Below are 16,653 nucleotides of genomic sequence, written 5' to 3'. Positions count from 1 at the left end.
GGCGCACAGACCCCGCGAGGAGAACGCTCGATGACCACAACGACCAGTGCACGCGCGGAGGACAGGGGCGGCGAGCCCGGACCTAGGCCCGGCCCCGGGGTGGTCGCCGGGGTCGGGCGCACGGCGCTGATGGTCGCCGCCGCGCGGGCGATCGAGACCTGCCGCACGGACGCCCTGGCCCACGACCCCTACGCCGCGCACTTCGTGCGCACGGCCGCCGCCGACGGGGACTGGCCGCTGCACCCGGACGACGTGCCCGCGGGGGAGGCCGACCCGCTCTGGGGCCGCCTCGCCCGCTACTTCGGCCTGCGCACCCGGGTCTTCGACGACCACCTGCTGGAACAGGCGCAGTCGGGCGTGCGCCAGTTCGTGGTGCTCGGTGCCGGACTGGACGCGCGGGCGCACCGGCTGCCCTGGCCGCCCGGCTGCACCGTCTACGAACTGGACCGGGCGTCCGTGCTCGCCTTCAAGCAGCGCGCGCTGGACGCCCTCGACCCGGCCGCCGCGACCCCGCGCGCCCACCGCGTCCCGATCGCCGCCGACCTGCGGCGCGACTGGATCGACTCGCTCTCCGCGGCGGGCTTCGACCCGGACCTGCCCACCGCCTGGATGGCGGAGGGCCTGTTCCTGTACCTGCCCGCGACCGCGGAGAGCCGTCTCATCGACATCATCGACGCGTACAGCGCCGCGGGCTCCACCTTCGCCTACGAGGTGAAGCTGAGCATCGAGACCGAGGCCGTGCGCTCGTCGCCCATCTACGCGGCGGCCGACGAACGCATCGGCATCGACATGATCGCCCTGTTCGACCCGGACCCGCGCCCCGACTCGGTGGCCGACCTCGCCGAGCGCGGCTGGCGCACCGAGACGCACATCCCCTTCGACCACTCGCGCCGCCTCGGCAGAGGACCCCTGCCGCTGCCGACCGACGCCCTCAACGCGAACCGCTGGACGTTCGCCGCCCTCGCCAAGGACAACGGGCTGCCGGGCCTGGGTCTCACGCGATGACCGTCTGCCGATAGGGCACGATCCGCACCGGCCCGACGAGACCGTGGTCCTGGCGGCCGACACCCCCGAACACCTCCGGCTGCGCGACCCGCAGCCGGTTGATGAGCGGGACCGCCACCTCGACGACGATCTCGTTCGGGCCCCGGCGCAGCGCCCCGCCGAGGTCGACCACCGGGTCGAGACGGTCGGCGGGCGGCAGCGCCCTGCCGTTGACGGTGACCCTGAACGTGTCGCTGACCTGCCCGAGTTGCAGGGTCGCGCCGTGCGAGGCGTCCCAGTGGGCGGGCAGCACCACCGTCGTCCGGTAGCGGCCGATGCCCGCGGAGTCGGCCAGTCCGGGGATGCCGGACCACGGCAGCAGGGTGTCGAGGACCAGCTCCCGGCGGATCCGCTCGGTCTCCGTCGCCGACGTGCCCGGACGCCAGTCCTCCACCTCCAGACGCCAGGAGGACGGGGTCACCGGTTCGGGGACCGAGGGGAAGGACGTGGTCACGGACCGGCCCGTGGAGAGCCGGGTGACGTACCGTCCGGGCGCCGTGGCCCGTACCGCGAGCCCGCCGGGGGCGAAGCGGACCTCGTCCGCGTCCGTGCCGGTGGCGTACGGGCGCCGTCCGTCCCGGTCGCCGAGGAGACCGGGACCGCCGAGGGCGACGATCGCGTTCTGGCCCGGCTGGAGCCGCAGCCGCAGCGTGAAATCGTCACCGTCCCGGGTGTACCGGCCCAGCCGGACGACCGTGCCCGACCACGGGTCGAGGAGGTACGGCACGGCGGTCGCGCGCGAGGAGCCGCGGGCGGTGCGGCGCACCGTGACCTCGTGGTCGATCGGCGCCACCGGGGGCTTCACGGTCTCGGCGTGCTTGCCGTTGCAGAAGTAGTAGAAGTCGGCGTCACCGGTCACCCGGTGGGCGTTGAGCAGCGTCGAGGCGACGGAGTGCCGCACGTCGGCGGTGACCTTCAGCGCGGCGAGCGCGTCCCCGACGGCGGTCTTGTCGGTGATCCGCCGCACGTTCGGGAGCGCCAGCAGCCGGTCGAGGACGTCGGTCAGCCGCGCGTTCTCACCGGCCGCGGGCACGCCCGGGGTGACCGGGCGGTCGAAGTCGCCGAGCAGCACCACCGGCAGCCCCGCGCGGGCGAGCGCGAGGACGGAACGGGCGTCGTCCAGCGAGAGGGTGGGGGCCGACGCGGAGAAGAAGTCGCCCTCGACGAACAGGGCCTTGTAGGCCGGGCCTTCGGGGGCGAGCCGCCCGCCGCGCACGGTCGCCGACGGCAGCGAGAGGAGCGGGCCGCTGAGGAACTGGTGCGTCCAGCCCAGCGGGACGCCCGTCGAGGTGAACCAGGACGCGCCGATCCCGGTCGCCGTGTAGCCGGTCTGCCGGAACACCGCGACGTCCGCGCGGGCCTTCCCGGTCTGCAACACCTGGTGGACACGGGCCAGATGACCGGCCACGTCGGACACGTGCCGCCAGGTCGGCTGGCGCGGCCCCCACGACTCGCCGTACCCGGCCGACCCGTTGTACGGGCTGAACGCCGCGAAGCCGGGCCACGCCACCTTCGGCGCGGTGGCGTAGGAGAAGCCGTGCAGCACCGTCTGGTTGACACCGGCCGCGTAGGCGCCGCCCATCGTGCGCAGGAAACGGTCCCATGTCGTGCTGTACGCCGAGCCGTTGTAGGCACCGGCCTCGCAGGACAGCACGGTGTGCCCGGCCATGTCCCGGCCCCCGGCCAGGCAGCGGTAGTCGTCCAGGTTCTTGAACCCGAGGGACTCGCCCTCCGGGATGTCCAGCACCGCGGCCGACGCGATGGCGTCCGTCTGGAGTCCGTAGGGCTGCGAGCGCAGCTCCATGCGCAGGCCGTGCGCCCAGTCCCGCAGGGCGCCCAGGTGGTGGCGGTTGAACAGCAGGGAGACGGTCTCCCAGAAGTCGTGCCGGATCTGCCGGGTGAGCTGCGCCTCGAAGGCGAAGACCTGGTTGCTCCGGTCGAGCACGATCGCGGGCAGGTACGGCAGCAGAGGGCGCCCGGTGTGCCGCTCGAACTCCTCCGGCAGCCGCGACGTCCAGTTCAGACCGTCCGTCTCCAGCTCCACGGAGTCCTCGAAGAAGGCCCCGCCCGCGGCCCGCAGCAGGGTGCGCAGGGACGGCGTCAGGATGTGCCGGTCCCAGTGACCGGTGACGGCGGCGGTGCCGGCGGCGGCGAAGTGGTCGACCACGTGGGCGGCGGGCACCGAGTGCGGCCCCGACTCGGGCTGCTGGGCCGAGCCCCGCTGCCAGTAGGAGAGCAGCACCCAGTCGCCGTCGTCCGGCGGGGTCCAGCTCAGGGCGCCGTCGACCACCGAGCGGGTGAGGTCGCGGACGGTGGCCGCGTCGAGGCCGGTCTCCTTGCGGGTGGAGTTCGCGGTGTCGACGCGGGCGGCCTGGACCGCGATCAGACGCTGCCTGCTCACTCCGGCGGCCGGGTCGTGGCCCGGCGCGGGCACCGGACCGCGGTAGGCGGCGCCGCCGGTCAACGCGACCCGGCCGAGGACGAGTTCCTGCGCGGCCGCGGGGTCGTCGGGGCTCAGGCCCGGGACGGCGGCGGGCCAACTGGGACCCACGGTCAGGTCGATGGTGACTCCGCGGCGGGCGGCGCGCCGCAGGGCGGCCTCGACGCCGTCCCGCCAGGGTCTGCTGCCCCAGCCGTGGTGCTCCGGGTCGAGGACCGACTTGTCCTTCACGCTGTGGTGCACGGCGGCGATCTCCATGCCCCCGAAACCGGCGTCGGCGATCTGGTCGATCTCCCGGGCGATCTCGACCGGGTCCACCAGCCCGTCGGGCCACCACCAGCGGAACTTGGGCCGCACCTGGGCCGCGGGCCGGGCGAACCAGGCGGCGGTGAGGGGGCGGGAGGCCGAGGCGGGCAGCGCCCGCGCGACGGCGGCCGCGGGCCCGGCCGCGAAGGTGATCGCGGCGGCCCCGGTGAGCCCGGCGGTGAGGACGGTGCGGCGGGTCGTGCCGCCGCGCTGCGGGACGGATTCGTGCATGAGTGCATCCCCAGGTGGAGGTGGGACGGGTGGGAGAGGAGAGGAACAGCGGGATTGAATCGATTCAATCGATGGCGAACGCCGGAACGCTAAGGCCGCGGGAGGAAGGGGGTCAAGATGCGTGCCGGAGGTATTTCGGGCGGGCGGAGGGAGGCTGAGGGGAGAGGGCGCGACGGGGGAGGGCGGCCGTTCCGGTCGCCGGGCCGCCCGCCGGGAACGTCGAGGCGGGGTGGGTGTCGGAGGAACGAGGCGGGCGTCGAGGATGCCGCGGCAAACCCTCGTGAGGACCGCCGACGGCGGCTGCGCGGGCGCGCGGTCCGCTGTCCGGAACTGCTTTTGGCGCGCCCGGGGTGAATTCCCGTGCCGGGGCGCTGGATCGAGGCGGCCCGAATCGAGGGGTGCACCCCGCGACCGCCTGAGTCCGGGCAATGCGGAAACGATTCACGGGACAGCCCCTAACCTGCTGCACATGCCCGACGACACCTCGCGCGCGAGGCGCGACGACCAGCCCGAGGAATCCCGGAGAGCGCGCCTCGGCCGGACGTTCGACGAGGACGCGGAGTTGTACGACCTGGCCCGTCCCGGCTATCCGGCGGAACTGTACGAGGACCTAGCGGAGTTCGCCGGTGCGGGCCCTGGGTGCCGGTTGCTGGAGATCGGCTGCGGGACCGGCCAGGCCACGGTGCCGCTGGCCGGACGGGGCTGCCGGATCACGGCCGTCGAGGCGGGTCCGAGCATGGCCGCGGTGGCCCGCCGCAACCTGGACGGGGCCGCGGGGGTGGAGATCGTCACGGCGGATTTCGAGAGCTGGCCGCTGCCCGCGGAACCGTTCGACGTCGTCCTCGCGGCGACCGCGTTCCACTGGATCGACCCGGCGGTGCGGACGGCGAAGGCCGCCGAGGCGCTGCGGACGGACGGGGCGCTCGCGGTGGTGCGCACCCAGCATGTCAGCGGCGGCACCGAGGAGTTCTTCGTGGAGGTCCAGCGCTGCTACGAGCGTTTCGATCCGGAGACACCGCCGGGGGTGCGGCCGCCGCGAGCCGCCGACGTCGACGGCTCGGACCACGCCCTGGAGGTCGAGCGGAGCGGCGCGTTCGGCCCCACGGAATTCCGCCGCCACGAGCGCGACCTCACCTACGCGACATCGGAGTACCTGGAACTGCTGCAGACCTATTCCGGCCACCGAGCCCTTCCGGAAACCGCCAGGAACGGGTTGCTGGAATGCGTCGCGAGCCTGATCGACGGACGCTATGGCGGGCGGGTGGTCAAGCGCTGTCTCATCGAGTTGGCGGTGTCGCGTCGGCGGTGAAGCGGGATGGCGTACTCGCTGAAAAGAAGAAGGCCGGCTGTTGGCCCCGCCGATCGACGTCGTGCTTCACGGATCACGTTCAGCCGACGTCCTTGGCGAGTCCCCGGAAGCGGATGAGAGCGGCGGCGGTGCCGACGAGGGTCGGGCCGTCTGCCCTGCGGTTTGTTGATCGCCTCTCCGGCGGTGCGGGCTCGGCGTCCCCGCGTGTGGTGCGCGGGGTGGGGGCCCGCGGGGGCGGTTGATTCGTCCGGCCCGGCCGGAAAGTTTCCCGCTGGCTCTGGACCGCGGAAACGTGTTCACCTACTGTCTAGACATGCCTGGACAGGTACACAAGCATCATCGCATCGCCCGCGTGCTCGCCGACGAGATTCGTTCCGGGGTCCATTCCGACGGGGCCAGACTCCCGGGGGAGCACGCGCTCACCCAGCGGTTCGGGGTCAGTCGCACCACCCTGCGGCAGGCCCTCCAGGTCCTCGGCGAGGAGGGGCTGATCGCCACCCACGCCGGGATCGGCTCCTTCGTCACCTTCGACGGCACGCCGCTCGACAACCGCCTCGGCTGGACCCGGGCGCTGGCCGCGCAGGGCACCGAGCTGACCACCGAGACGCTCCGCTTCGAGGAGACGGCCGACCCGGAGCTGGCCGCCTCGCTGGGGCTCGCCTCCACCGCGTTCCTCGCCCTGGACCGGGTCAGACGCCTCCCCGACGGGCAGGGCGTCTCCCTGGAACACAGCAGGGTCCCCGTCACCGACGCCCTCGCCGGACTGCCCGCGCGCGGGCTCGACGGCGGCTCCCTCAACCAGGCGCTGGTCGCGGCGGGCCGGATCACCGACTCGGGCGAAGGCGTCGTGTCGGTCCGCGGGCTCGACCGGGCCGAGGCCGCGATCCTGCACCGTCCGCACGGCGAGTCCTTCCTGCGCCTCGCTCAGGTCTACCGCGCCGCCGACGGCTCGGTCGTCGAGCACGTCAGCAGCCTGCTCGACCCCGCCAGATTCGAACTGCACGTCCGCTCGGGCCGAGGAGGCCGACCGTGAACGACCGACTCGACCGCGCCCTGGGCGCTTTCTACGGACTCGCCCTCGGCGACGCCCTCGGCATGCCCACGCAGGTGATGTCCCGCGAGGACGTCGTCCGCGTCTACGGCACCGTCACCGGCTTCGAACCCGCCCGCCCCGACAACCCGGTCAGCGCGGGCATGCCCGCCGGGTCCGTCACCGACGACACCGACCAGGCCGTCATCGTGGGCAGGCTCCTCGACGAGGGGAACGGCCGCATCGACCCGCTGCGGCTGGCCCACGAACTGCTCGACTGGGAGAAGGAGATGAAGGCCAAGGGCTCCTTCGACCTCCTCGGCCCCTCCACCAAGGCCGCCCTCGACGCGGTGGCCCGCGGGGTCCCGCCCCGGGAGGCGGGCCGCAACGGCACCACCAACGGCGCCGCCATGCGCGTCACCCCCGTCGGCATCGCCTTCCCGGCCGCGCCGCTCGACACCTTCCTCGACCGGGTCGCGGAGTCCTGCCAGGTCACCCACGACACCACCCTCGGCATCGCGGGCGCGGCCGCGGTCGCCGCCGCCGTCTCCACCGGTGTCGGCGGCGGCACCCTCGACGACGCCGTCGAGGCCGCCGTCACCGCCGCGCGGGCCGGTGCCCGGCGCGGGCACTGGATCGCCGGGGCCGACATCGCCTCCCGCGTCGCCTGGGCGGGCGAGCTGGTGCGCGACCTCCCCGAGGCCGAGGCCCTGGACCGGATCTGCGCCCTCGTCGGCACCAGCGTGGCCAGCCAGGAGTCGGTGCCCGCCGCCTTCGCGGTGCTCGCCGTCGCGGACGGCGACCCCTGGCGGGCCGCCCTGCTCGCCGCCAACCTCGGCGGCGACAGCGACACCATCGGCGCGATCGCCGGTGCCGTCGCGGGCTCGGTCACCGGCCTCGCGGGGCTGCCCGCCGACGCCGTCGAGACCCTGCGCACCGTCAACGCCCTCGACCTCGAACCCCTCACCACCCGGCTCCTCGCCCTGCGCTGAACCACACCACTCCCCACAGAGCCCCACGCACCGCCCGATCGCCCCGCCGTCCCCATCCCGCACCCGCACCCGCAAGGAGGTTCCGTCATGACCGTCTCGAAGACGAACGATCGCGTCGGTGCCATCGAGACCCGGGGGATCGAACCGGTCCCCGACAGCGAACGGCACGGCCAGGCAGGCCAGATGTTCTGGACCTGGTTCGCCGCCAACATCAGCATCCTCGGGCTGCCGCTCGGCGCGACCCTGGTCGCCTTCCGCGGACTGAACATCTGGCAGGCCGCGCTCGTCGCGCTGGTCGGCTCCTTCGGATCCTTCGCGCTGGTGGGAGCCCTCAGCATGGCGGGCAAGAAGGGCGGCGCCCCCGCGCTCACCCTCTCCCGCTCGGTCTTCGGGCAGCGGGGCAACGCGGGACCGACCCTGATCACCTGGATGAGCCGGGTCGGCTGGGAGACGATCACCACGACCACCGCCGCCTACGCGCTGCTGGCGCTGCTCGACACCGCGTTCGGCGTCACCCAGAACACCGTGCTCACCCTCGTCTGCCTGCTGGTCTTCATCGTCTGCACGCTGCTGATCAGCGGACTCGGCCACGCCACCATCATGTGGATCAACAAGTGGGCCACCGTCGTCTTCGGCGTCCTGAACCTGATCGTGATGGGCTTCCTGGTCGCGACCGTCGACTGGTCCACGGTCCTGCACACCAGCGCAGGACCGACCACCGGCGTGATCGCGGGCATCGGGTTCATCGCCGCCGGCACCGGCATCGGGTGGGCCAACGCGGGCGCCGACTACGCCCGTTACCTGCCCCGCGCGATCCCCGGCCGACGCCTGGTCGTCGCCTCCGCGTTCGGCGCGGGCATCCCGCTGGTGCTGCTCATCTCCCTCGGCTCGCTGCTCGCCGCGGGCGACGCGAGTCTCGCCACCGCCTCCGACCCGGTCGCCGCGATCAACGCGATGCTGCCGTCCTGGATGGCGATCCCCTACCTGATCGCGGCCTTCGGCGGGCTGCTGATGTCCAACCACCTGTCCACCTACTCCGCCGGGCTGACGATGATCACGCTGGGCCTGCGGGTGCCGCGCGCCCTCGCGGTCGCCCTGGATGTGGTGCTCATGTTCGCGGGCGGCATCTACTTCATGCTGATCGCCGACGACTTCTACGGCCCCTTCTCCACCTTCCTCACCCTGCTCGCCGTCCCCATCTCGGCGTGGATCGGCGTGATCGCCGTCGACTCGCTGCGCGGACGCGACTACGACCCCGAGGCGCTCATGGACACCACCCGCACCAGCCGCTACTGGTACGCGGGCGGCTTCCACCTGCCCGCCGTGATCGGCTGGGCCGCCGCGATCGTGGCCGGACTGCTGTTCACCAAGGCCGCCACCAGCGCCACCGACGTCTGGTTCGCGGGCCCCCTCGCGGACACCTGGTTCGGCGTCAACGGGCTCGGCTGGGCCGTCGCCATGGCCGTCGGAGCCGCCGTGTACGCGCTGTTCGGCCCCCGCGCGGGCGCCCCGGGCCGGGACGGCGGCACGGCCACCCCGACCACCCTCCAGGAGGCCGGACGATGAGCGGACGGCTCGTGCTCGCCGGGAACGTCATCGCCGACGTGGTGATCGAGGTCCCCGCGCTGCCCGAACGCGGCGGCGACGTCATCGGCACCCACACCGGCACCACCGCGGGCGGCGGCTTCAACACCCTGGTCGCCGCGCGCCGCCTGGGCACCGAAGCGGTCTTCGCGGGCCCGCACGGCACCGGACCCCACGGCGACCTGGTCCGCGCCGCCCTGGCCGCCGAACACGTCACGACCCTGCTGGCGCCCCGCACCGACGGCGACACCGGGTTCACCGTGGCCCTGGTCGACGGCGAGGGGGAGCGCACCTTCGTCACCAGCTTCGGCGTCGAGGCCACCCTGACCCGCGCCGACACCGACGTCCTCGCCGCGCGCCTGCGCCCCGGCGACCTGCTCCAGCTCTCCGGATACGCCCTGGTGCTGCCCGGCAACGGCCCGCTCCTCGCCGACCTCACGGCGTCGCTGCCCGCCGGCGTGACCGTCTGCTTCGACCCGGCGCCGCTGGTGGCCGACATCCCCGGGACGGTCCTCGCGCCGGTCCTCGCCCGCACCGACTGGCTCAGCGCCAACGCCCGCGAGGCCCGCCTGCTGACCGGCCTCGGCGACCCGCGCGCCGCGGTGACCGCGCTGCGCGACCGGCTCGCGCCGGGAGCGGGCGCCGTCGTCCGCGCGGACAAGGACGGCTGCTGGCTCGCCCCGCCCGGCGAGCCTCCCGTCCACGTGCCGGGGTTCCCGGTGGACGCCGTCGACAGCAACGGCGCGGGCGACGCGCACGTCGGCGCCTTCCTGGCGTTGATCGGCCAGGGCCACGACCCGGTGACGGCGGCGTCCGGCGCCAACGCGGCGGCCGCCTACGCGGTCGCCCGCCGGGGTCCCGCCACCGCCCCCGACCGGCGGGCGCTCGCGGAGTTCCTGGACGGGGACCCGCTGGCGCGACGGCTGTTCGGCACCGGGGACCGCTGACCGGACACCACCCCGGCCACCGTCACCCGCCCGGCCCCCGGCCTGCCGGGCGGGCACGGGATCAGTGGTCGGCCCGCCGGGGCGCCGGTGTCGTCAGCGGTGCCGCCGGGGGCAGCGGCGCGGTCCCGGGGCCCGCCGCGAACGCCTGGATGAGCAGCGTCGCGAACCGCCGTGACGCCATGACCTGGTGGGCGGGCGACGCGGCGTGGATGCCCCGGTTGGCCATGAGCACCAGGATCAGGTCGTCCAGCACGAAGTCCGCCCGCAGCCGTCCGGTCGCCTGCGCGCGCCGGGCCAGCTCGGCGACCGCCCGCACGGTGCGCGCCCGCTCCGCCGCGATGTCCCGCGCCCCCGGGAAGGCCGACACGAACGCCTCCGTGAACCCCCGGTCGCGGGCGTGCAGTTCACAGATCCGCTCGATCACCAGGCAGAAGCCGCGCCAGGCGTCGGGATCGGCGGACGCCTCGTCCACCACCGTCCGGCACGCCCGTAGCTGGTCCTCGAACGCCTCCGTCACCAGCGCCTGCTTGGTGGGGAAGCGGCGGTACAGGGTGGCGGGTCCGACCCCGGCGCGCCGGGCGATCTCCCGCATGGGCACGTCCAGGCCCTCGGTGGAGAACAGGGCGCGGGCCGCGTCCAGGACGCGGGCGCGGTTGTCCCGGGCGTCGGAGCGCAGGGCCTGAGGCAGATGATCGGTCACCGCTCTCACTTTAGCGAAGCGGACGGGGGCGTCCGTTAGCGTCCGGGACGTGGGCGCCACAGCCCGGCGGCGGGGGACCGGCGGCGCCCCGGAAGCGCGAGCCAGGAGACAGGAGACGGACATGCGGGCGATCGTGATCCAGCGGTACGGCGACCCCGGCGGGCTGGCCGTCGTCGACGTGCCGGTCCCCGTACCCGGCCCGGGGCAGGTGCGGATCGTCACCGAGGCGATCGGCGTCGGCGGCGCCGACACCCTGATCCGCAGCGGCGCCCTCGCCGCCTACGGGTTCACCGAGGGGCACGTCCCCGGCAGCGAGGTGGCGGGCACCGTCGACGCGGTCGGCGCCGGTGTCGACCCCGCCCTGACCGGGCGCCGGGTGTGGGGGTTCACCGGCACCGGCGGCGGCTGCACGGAGCGGGCCCTCGCCTCGGCGGCCGACGTCCTGCCGCTGCCGCCGGGGCTCTCCGCCGTCGACGCGGTGACGCTCGGCGGCTCGGGCGCGGTGGCCCACTTCGGCCTCGCCCACGCCCGCTTCGCCCCCGGTGACGCGGTCCTGGTGCGGGGCGCCGCGGGCGGCATCGGCGTCATGGCGGTGCAGCTCGCCGCGCGCGGCGGCGCCTCCGCGGTGGCGGTCACCACGTCGTCGGCGGAGCGCGGTGAGCGGCTGCGCGCGCTCGGCGCGACGGTGGTGCTCGACCGTGCGGGGGAGGGCGGCCCGGAGACGCCCGCCGGGTACGACGTCGTCCTGGACATCGTGGCCGGGGACGGGCTGCCGTCGTTCCTCGACCGGCTGCGGCCGGGCGGCCGGCTGGTCGCCGTCGGCGCGGTCGGGGGGCAGCCGCCCGCCGACTTCGGCACCCGGCTGATGGCCGCCTTCCGCTCCTCGCTGTCCTTCGCCACGTTCAGCCTGGACACCGTCTCCCCGGCCGACCGGCGGGCCGTGCGGTCCGCGCAGTTCGCGGCGGCGGTGCGCGGCGAACTGACCGCCGTGGTGCACGAGGTGCTCCCGCTGACGGAGGCCGCGCGGGCGCACCGGGCGATGGACGCGGGCGAGGTCTTCGGCCGGGTGGTGCTGGTCCCGTAGGAGACGGGGGCGCCGGTCCGTGGCCCGGGGCTTCCGGTCCAGGGTTTACGGTCCCCGGTCCCCGGTCCCCGGTCCCCGGCACCTTGGTCCCCGGCGCCTCGCCACCTTGGCCCGGGGGCGAGGGGCGAGGGGCGAGGGGCCGGAGGCGAGGGGCGACGGGCGGTGGGCCACCGTCCCAGTTCCTGTTCCCGGGGTCGTCCTCCGGGCCGGGACACGGGCCCGGGGACGCGGGTGGGAGGCCGGGCTGCTGGTGCGGGCGGGCGGGTGTGCCGCCGGTACGGCAGCCGGGACTGCTCGTGGTGCTGCGTCTTCTTCCCTATGGCCACCCGCCCCGCCGACGGCAGGCTGCTGCAAAACACGGCTTGGAGGCCCACAGTGACAGCAGGCCCGGCCCCGGAGGGGGCACCGACCGACGTCGACACCCGCACGGCATCCTTCGCGCAGCGCCGGCTGTGGTTCCTGGACCAACTGGCCGGTTCCTCCACCGGATCGATGCTGCCGCTGGTCCTGCGCCTGCGCGGACACCTGGACGCCGACCGCCTGGAGCGCTCGCTGGCCGGGATCGCCGCCCGCCACGAGGTGCTGCGGACCCGGTTCACCGCCGTCGACGGCGAACCGGTCCCGGTCGTCGACACCCCCGCGGCGACGGTCCTGGAGCGCACCGCGGCCACCGGCCCCGACGACCTCTTCGCCCGGTACCTCGGCCGCCCCGTCGACCTGTCGGCCCAGCACCCGATGCGGGCCGTCCTCGCCCGGGTCGCCCCCGACGAGCACCTGCTGCTGGTCGAGGTGCACCACATCGCCGTCGACGGCTGGTCCTGGGGCGTCCTGCTGAGCGAACTCGCCGCCGGGTACCGGGGCGAGAGCGTCGCGCCGCCCGCCGTCCGGTACGCCGACCTCGCCGACGCCCAGACCCGGCGGCTGTCCGGCGCCCGCCTGGAGCGGCTGCTCGGCCACTGGCGCGAGCGCCTCACCGGACTCACTCCGCTCGACCTGCCCACCGACCGGCCCCGGCCGCGCGTCTGGGACGGCGCCGGGGATGTCGTCCGCTTCGACCTGCCCGCCGACCTGGTCGCCGACGTCGACACCTTCGCCCGCTCCCGCCGGGTCACCCGCTACCTGCTGCTGCTCACCGCCTACCAGGCGCTCCTGGGCCACTGGGCGGGCCGCACCGACGTCGCCGTGTGCAGCACCCTCGCCGAACGCGCCCCGCGCGGCGCCGCCGACCTGATCGGACCGCTCGTCAACACCGTCGTCCTGCGCACCGACCTGTCCGAGGCCCCCGGCTTCAGCGCGCTCCTGGACCGGGTCCGTGCCCGGGTGCCGGTGGACCTCGCGCACGCCGAGGCCCCCTTCGACCTCGTGGTCGGCGCCCTCGGCGGCTCCCGCGACCTCTCCAGGCACCCCCTGGCGCAGGCGTCGTTCACCCTCCTCAACACCCCGCTCCGACCGGTCCTGATGGACGGCCTCGACGTCTCCCTCGTCGAACCGCCGCTCGCCGAGACCCCGTTGGACGTCTTCCTCGACCTGACCCTGCGCACCGACGGCAGCGTCGCCGCCCTCCTGCAGTACGCCACCGCCCTCTTCGACACCGCCACCATGCGCGCCTTCGCCGACGCCTACGTCGCCCTGCTGCGGGCCGTCCTCGCCGACCCCGACACCCCCGTGCGCGACCTGGCCCGCGCCCTGCCCGCCCGGCCCGGCCACCGCGGCGACCCCCTCCCGGCCTGGCACCGCGCGCCCGACCGCACGGACACGCCGCCACCGCAGGTCACCTTCCGCGGGGCGCCCGGCGCGACGGCCCTGCACTGCGGGGCCGACAGCGTCACCTACGCGGAACTCGACGCCATGACCGGCGGACTCGCCACCGCGCTGCGCGCCGCCGGGCTCCCGCCCGGCGCCCCGGTGGGCGTCCTGCTGCGCCGCTCCCTGTGGTCGGTCGCCGCGCTGGACGGCATCTGGCGGGCCGGGGGCGCCTATGTCCCCCTCGACCCCGAACTCCCCGCCGAGCGGCTGCGGTTCATGGCCGAGGAGGCCCGCCTCGCCTGCGTCCTCACCGACCGGGCGACGGCCCCCGACGCCGACGGGCTCGCCCCGCTCACCCTCGACGTGACCACCGTCGTCCCCGACCCGGACGGCCCGCGCCACCGCCCCGACCCCCGCGAACTGGCCCACGTCATCTTCACCTCCGGGTCCACCGGCCGACCGAAGGCGGTCGGCGTCGAGCACGCGGCCCTCGCCTCGCACGTCGCCGCCGTCCGCCGGCGGCTCGGCATCACCGCCGCCGACCGGGTGCTGGCCTTCGCGTCCTTCGCCTTCGACGCCTCCCTCGACCAGGTGCTGCCCGCCCTCGGCGCCGGAGCCACCGTCGTCATGCGCCCCGACGAGCCCTGGCTGCCCACCCAGGTCCCCGAGATCGTCCGGCGGCACGCCCTGACCGTCGTCAACGTGCCGCCCACCTACTGGTCGGAGCTGACCCTCTCCCTCGACCGCCGCCAGGCCGCCGCCCTCGCCCCGCTGCGGCTGCTGGTCCTCGGCGGCGAGGCCGTGCCGCCCGACACCCTCGCCGCCTGGCGCGCCGCCGTGCCCTGGGTCCGGGTCTGCAACGCCTACGGCCCCACCGAGACCACCATCACCGCCACCACCTACGACGCCGACGACCCGCCCGCCGGGACCGTCCCCATCGGACGCCCGCTCGGCGACCGGCGGGTGCGGGTCGTCGGCGCCGACGGCGAACCCGTCCCGGTCGGCGTCGGCGGTGAACTCCTCATCGGGGGAACGGAGGTGGCGCGCGGCTACCTCAACCGGCCCGCCCTGACCGCCGAACGCTTCGTGCCCGACCCCGACGGCCCACCGGGCAGCCGCCGTTACCGCACCGGCGACCTGGTCCGCTGGACCGCGGGCGGCGACCTGGAGTTCCTCGGCCGCGACGACGACCAGGTCAAGATCCGCGGCTTCCGCATCGAACTCGGCGAGGTGGAGAGCGTGTTGCGGGCCTGCCCGCTGGTCGCCACCGCCGCGGCCCGCCCCGACCGCGCCACCGGACGCAGCCTCGTCGGCTACGCCGTCCCCGCGCCCGACGCGACCACCCCGCCCGACCGGGCCGCCCTGCGCGCCTGGTGCGCCCGCCATCTGCCGCAGCACGCGGTGCCGTCGGAGTTCGTCGTCCTGGACGCCCTGCCGGTCGGCGTCTCCGGCAAGCTCGACCGCTCCGCCCTGCCCGACCCCGCGCACGCCCGCTCCGCCGCCGACCCCGCCCACACCGCGCCCCGCGACGAGACCGAGCGGATCGTCGCCGAGGTCTGGGCCGACGTCCTCGGCCTGGACCGGATCGGCATCGACGACAGCTTCTTCGACCTCGGCGGCCACTCCCTGCTCGCCACCATGGCCGTCTCCCGGATCGCCCAGCGCCTCGGCCGCGAGATCGAACTGCGCTCCGTGTTCGAGAACCCCACCGTCCGCGGCTTCGCCCCCCGGGTCAGTGCCGCCCGCGTCACCGGCAGCGCCGAGGTGCTGCCCGTCGACCGCGGCGGCCCGCTGCCCCTGTCCTTCGCCCAGGAACGCCTCTGGTTCCTCGACCGTGCCTCCGACCGCGGCGACTCCTACCTGCTCCACTACTGCTGGCGGGTGCGCGGCGGCCTCGACCGCGCCGCCTGGCAGCAGGCCCTGGACGACCTCGTCGCCCGCCACGAGGTGCTGCGCACCGCGCTGGTCGAGTCCGAGGGACGCCCCGCCCAGCGGATCTGCGACCCCCTGCCCGTCCCGCTGCTGTGGCGGACCGCGCCCGGGGCGCCCGACGAGCAGAGCCGCCTGGACGCCGTGCGGGAGCTGGCCGGGGCGCACGCGGCCCGCCCCTTCGACCTCGACCGGCCCCCGCTGCTGCGGGCCGGGGTGTGGGAACTCGCCGACGACGACCACGTCGTGCTGCTCGCCCTGCACCACGCCGTCACCGACGGCTGGTCCAAGGGCGTCCTGCTCGACGAACTCGCCCTCCACTACCACGCCCGCCGCACCGGCACCGCCGCCGCGCCGCCCCCGCTGCCCGTCCAGTACGGCGACTTCGCCGTCTGGCAGCGCGACCGCGCCGACGCGGGTGCCCTGGAGCCCCAACTCGCCTACTGGGAAGAGACGCTGAGGGCCGCACCGGTCCTGGAACTGCCCACCGACCGGCCCCGGCCCGCCGTCTTCACCGGGCGCGGCGGCGCCGTCGAGGTCCCCCTGCCCACCGCCCTCCTCGACCGCGTCGACGCCCACGCCGGATCCCGGGGCGCCACCCGCTTCATGGTGCTGCTCGCCGCCGCCCAGGCGACCCTGGCCCGCTGGTCGGGGCAGACCGACATCACCGTCGGCACCCCCGTCGCCGGCCGCGCCCGCCTCGAACTGGAGCCGCTGATCGGCTTCTTCGTCAACACCGTCGCCCTGCGCACCGACCTGTCCGGGCGGCCGACCCTCGGCACGCTCGTGGACCGGGCGCGGGACGCCGTCCTGGGCGCCTTCGACCACCAGGAGGTGCCCTTCGAGAAGGTCGTGGAACGGCTGCGCCCCGAACGCGACCTGTCCCGCAACCCGCTCTTCCAGGTCATGGTCGACGTCCAGGACGCCTCCACCGGCGGCGCCGGGCTCCCGGGACTCGACGCCACCGCCTTCGAACTCCCCTGGGGCTCCGCCAAGTTCGACCTGACCGCCACCTTCGTCGTACGGCCCGGCGGGTTCGCGCTCAACGTCGAGTACGCCGCCGACCTCTTCGAACCCGCCACCGCCACCCGCTTCGCCCACCACGTCGGCCGCCTCCTGGAGACCCTGGTCGACCACCCCGGCACCCGCGTCGACGAGGCCCCGCTGCTGTCGGCCGCCGAACGCGCCCGGCTCGTCGCGGACGCCGGACAGGACGCCCCGCCCGCGCCCCGCTTCCGCCCGGCCGGCGCCCCCGGACGCCCCCGCCGTCGTCTGCGAGGGCGACACGCTCGACTACGCGGGCCTCGACGC

At 75.2% G+C, this 16,653-nt stretch carries 10 protein-coding genes; 8 read left to right on the top strand and 2 right to left on the bottom strand.

Annotated features, from left to right (window positions below):
• Positions 1-99: 99 nt before the first annotated feature.
• Positions 100-1,005, top strand: a complete 906-nt coding sequence (locus GA0115242_RS26900) for an SAM-dependent methyltransferase (protein WP_305134488.1) — start codon at positions 100-102, stop codon at positions 1,003-1,005.
• Here GA0115242_RS26900 and GA0115242_RS26895 read toward each other — a convergent pair.
• Positions 995-4,021 (bottom strand): glycosyl hydrolase, encoded by a 3,027-nt coding sequence (locus GA0115242_RS26895; RefSeq protein ID WP_093832879.1) that lies wholly within the window; start codon positions 4,019-4,021, stop codon positions 995-997. The two genes, GA0115242_RS26900 and GA0115242_RS26895, sit on opposite strands and share 11 nt — an antisense overlap.
• A 469-nt stretch (positions 4,022-4,490) precedes the next feature.
• Between GA0115242_RS26895 and GA0115242_RS26890 the strand changes: the two genes are divergently transcribed.
• The 5 genes from GA0115242_RS26890 (at position 4,491) to GA0115242_RS26870 (ending at position 9,883) form a co-directional block, all read left to right on the top strand.
• Entirely contained in the window at positions 4,491-5,330 is an 840-nt protein-coding gene (locus tag GA0115242_RS26890) for a class I SAM-dependent methyltransferase (protein WP_093832877.1), read from the top strand.
• A gap of 313 nt (positions 5,331-5,643) precedes the next feature.
• On the top strand, positions 5,644-6,363 hold the full coding sequence (locus GA0115242_RS26885; protein ID WP_093832875.1) for a GntR family transcriptional regulator: 720 nt from the start codon (positions 5,644-5,646) through the stop codon (positions 6,361-6,363).
• Entirely contained in the window at positions 6,360-7,352 is a 993-nt protein-coding gene (locus tag GA0115242_RS26880) for an ADP-ribosylglycohydrolase family protein (RefSeq protein WP_093832873.1), read from the top strand. Before GA0115242_RS26885 ends, GA0115242_RS26880 begins: the two co-directional genes overlap by 4 nt.
• 87 nt (positions 7,353-7,439) lie before the next feature.
• The gene (locus GA0115242_RS26875) at positions 7,440-8,918 is read left to right on the top strand and encodes a purine-cytosine permease family protein (RefSeq protein WP_093832871.1); all 1,479 of its coding nucleotides are present in this window, start codon (positions 7,440-7,442) and stop codon (positions 8,916-8,918) included.
• Positions 8,915-9,883 carry a PfkB family carbohydrate kinase gene (locus GA0115242_RS26870; RefSeq protein ID WP_093832869.1) on the top strand — a complete coding sequence of 323 codons (969 nt, stop codon included), beginning with the start codon at positions 8,915-8,917 and terminating at the stop codon, positions 9,881-9,883. The genes GA0115242_RS26875 and GA0115242_RS26870 overlap by 4 nt, the downstream gene beginning before the upstream one ends.
• 61 nt (positions 9,884-9,944) lie before the next feature.
• Here GA0115242_RS26870 and GA0115242_RS26865 read toward each other — a convergent pair whose 3' ends face one another.
• Positions 9,945-10,583 (bottom strand): TetR/AcrR family transcriptional regulator, encoded by a 639-nt coding sequence (locus tag GA0115242_RS26865; RefSeq protein WP_176729922.1) that lies wholly within the window; start codon positions 10,581-10,583, stop codon positions 9,945-9,947.
• Positions 10,584-10,704: 121 nt separating this feature from the next.
• Here GA0115242_RS26865 and GA0115242_RS26860 point away from each other — a divergent pair, with 121 nt between their 5' ends.
• Positions 10,705-11,667: a zinc-binding dehydrogenase gene (locus GA0115242_RS26860; RefSeq protein ID WP_093832865.1), complete on the top strand. Its 963-nt coding sequence runs from the start codon at positions 10,705-10,707 to the stop codon at positions 11,665-11,667.
• A gap of 375 nt (positions 11,668-12,042) precedes the next feature.
• On the top strand, positions 12,043-16,653 hold a 4,611-nt coding region (locus tag GA0115242_RS26855), incomplete at its 3' end, for a non-ribosomal peptide synthetase (protein WP_202555815.1).

Source organism: Streptomyces sp. SolWspMP-5a-2, assembly GCF_900091845.1.
GTDB classification, from domain to species: domain Bacteria; phylum Actinomycetota; class Actinomycetes; order Streptomycetales; family Streptomycetaceae; genus Streptomyces; species Streptomyces doudnae.
Note: the sequence above shows the minus strand (reverse complement) of the source record. Positions and strands in the feature narration are given on the sequence as shown.